Origin of the sequence: Mesorhizobium sp. M2A.F.Ca.ET.042.01.1.1 (genome assembly GCF_003997405.1) — a bacterium.
Classification (GTDB): Bacteria; Pseudomonadota; Alphaproteobacteria; order Rhizobiales; family Rhizobiaceae; genus Mesorhizobium.
Genome location: NZ_RZRX01000461.1, coordinates 1 through 2,511 on the forward strand (window position 1 = coordinate 1; position 2,511 = coordinate 2,511).

Genomic DNA, 2,511 nt, shown 5'->3' on the forward strand with positions numbered 1-2,511 from the left:
ACCACGCGCTCACGTAGATCCGTCGACAATGCCATTCATGCTGGCCTCCTTCCCAGCAGGAACGGTGAATCAGAAAATCGCTGATTTGGGAATCCTCAACGACTCCAAACATTTTCATCCCGCTCTAGGTTCTGCGCGCGTCGCTTCGCTCCTTGCTTCGCCCTAGAATGATGAGGTTGTGATGCGGCACTCAGCATAACATTTGCGGAATTCCGCACAGCGATCTTATAGCGTCCGGCTATGTTCTTCCCATCAGGAGGCCGCCATGAGCATCGTCGTATTCGATCCCGACAGCACCGAGGATGTGGACTTCAAGGACCGCATGCGCCACCCGGCCGCGGCTGATCCCGCGGGCGGCATGTGGCTGTCCGACACCGAGCCGTCCTTCATCGATGCGGATGCTCTGCGTAAGGGACGCCTTACCAAGCTGCGCGCATGGATGCGCGAGGCGGGTTATGGCGGCGTCGTTTTGTTCGATCCTTACAACCAGCGCTACGCCACCGGTTCGCGCAACATGTTCGGCTATTTCCTGCGCAATTCGACGCGCTACTTCTTCATTCCGACCGAAGGGCCGATCGTGCTCTTCGAATATCCGCAGAGCTACCATGTCTCAATGGTGCTCGACACGATCGACGAGGCGCGGCCATCCAAGCTGGTCTGGTCATCGGTGTCCGGCCGCGACGACGAAACCGCCGGCCCCTTCGCCGACGAAATCACCGAGCTTCTCAAGAAGCATGGCGGCGGCTCGATGAAGCTCGGGCTCGACCGCTGCAGCCACCTGCAGGCGCTGGCGCTGGAAAAACGCGGCTGCGAGGTCCGGGACTGCCAGGGCGAGATTTTGGCGGTGCGCGCGGTAAAGACGCCCGAGGAAGTAAAATGCCTGCAAGCATCGATGGCCGGCGCCGAAGCCGCGGTGGCTGCGGTGCGCGAGGCGATCAAGCCCGGCGTTTCCGAAAACGAGCTGTTCGCCATCATGTATCACGAAGTGATCCGTCAGGGCGGCGAGTTCATCGAGACCCGGCTGCTTACCTCCGGGCAGCGCACCAATCCGTGGTTCAACGAAGCGAGCGGGCGCAAGATCAGGCCGGGCGAGCTGATCGCGCTCGATACCGACACGATCGGCTGCTACGGCTATTATTCCGACTTCTCGCGCACCTTCCGCTGCGGCCCGGGCAAGCCGACGCCCTACCAGAAGTCGCTCTACCGCATGGCGCACGACCAAGTGCAGCACAATATCGGCATCGTGAAGCCCGGCATGGCCTTCCGCGAGATCGCCGAGAAGGCATGGAAAATCCCGGACCGTTTTGTGGACCAGCGCTACACATCGGTCATGCACGGCGTCGGCATGCATGGCGAGACGCCCTTCATCGCGCATTCGATGGACTACGAGACCTATGGCCGCGACGGCATCATCGTGCCGGGCATGGTGGTGAGCGTGGAAAGCTATATCGGCGAGAAAGGCGGTCGCGAGGGCGTCAAGCTCGAGGACGAGATTCTCATCACCGAGACCGGGACGGAGCTGCTCTCGCGGTTTCCTTATGAAGACGAGTTTTTAGAATGAGCGGTTTGATGCCGATACGTTCTGTTGGCGCCGCTCATACGTTGTCACAGGCGTCCGAGATTGGCTGCAGCACTCATGTCGTCGTCATCCTAGGGCGAAGCAAGGAGCGAAGCGACGCGGCGCAGACCCTAGGATCCATTCCGTTACGTCGGAGCGCCGCAACGGTGCAGAATTCTGTTAGGCCGCGCTCTTCGATCAAGGTAACGGAATGGATTCCAGGGTCTTCGCGACGCCGCTTCGCGGCTGCTTCGCCCTGGAATGACGAAGCTGATAAGCTGCGGCACATTCCGACGCGCCGCGGCACCTCTTCGAGAGCATACGTATGAAAACGCCCATTTCCATCCGACGCGGCACGGTCGCCGCGGTGTTCATCGATCTCCAGGAGGAGCATCGCAAGGACAAACGCTATCTGGTCGAGGGGTTTGCCGACATCCTCGCCAATGTGCAGCGCCTGCAGGAGGCGGCGCGGCGCAATTTCGTGCCGCTCCATCACTGGGCCTATATCGTCGACCTCGCGGCGGCGCGGCCTTTCCACCCTGTGGACGAAAGCGGCAAGTCGGCCTTCTCCGACAAGGACGATCCGCTGACGGCGATCTGCCATGAAGTGGCCCCGCGGAACGGCGAGGCCATGCTGGTCAAGCAGGAAGCCAGCGCCTTCGGCAAGAACGATTTCGGCGACAAGCTCAAGGCGGCGGGCATCGAATGGCTGGTGATCGCCGGCGTCTGGACCGAGGCCTGCATCGACGCCACGGTGAAGGATGCGGTGGCGCTTGGCTTCCGCGTGCTGCTGGTCAAGGACGCCTGCGGCAGCGCAAGTGCCGCCATGCACCAGACCGGCATCCTCAACCTCGCCAATCGTCTCTATGGCGGTGCCGTCACCAACACGCTCGACGCCTGCCGGCTAATGGCCGGCGACACGGTCAATGTGTGGCAGGTCGAGGGTTCGGTGC

At 61.7% G+C, this 2,511-nt stretch carries 2 protein-coding genes; both read left to right on the forward strand.

From position 1 onward, the window contains the following. Positions 1-265: 265 nt before the first annotated feature. Positions 266-1,561 carry a Xaa-Pro peptidase family protein gene (locus tag EOA23_RS33675; protein ID WP_127307227.1) on the forward strand — a complete coding sequence of 432 codons (1,296 nt, stop codon included), beginning with the start codon at positions 266-268 and terminating at the stop codon, positions 1,559-1,561. Between the two features lie 322 nt (positions 1,562-1,883). Next, on the forward strand, positions 1,884-2,511 hold a 628-nt coding region (locus EOA23_RS33685; RefSeq protein WP_127307228.1), incomplete at its 3' end, for an isochorismatase family protein.

Coding starts and splice junctions, on each gene's coding strand:
- EOA23_RS33675 (WP_127307227.1), top strand. CDS start 266: ATGAGCATCGTCGTATTCGATCCCGACAGCACCGAGGATGTGGACTTC.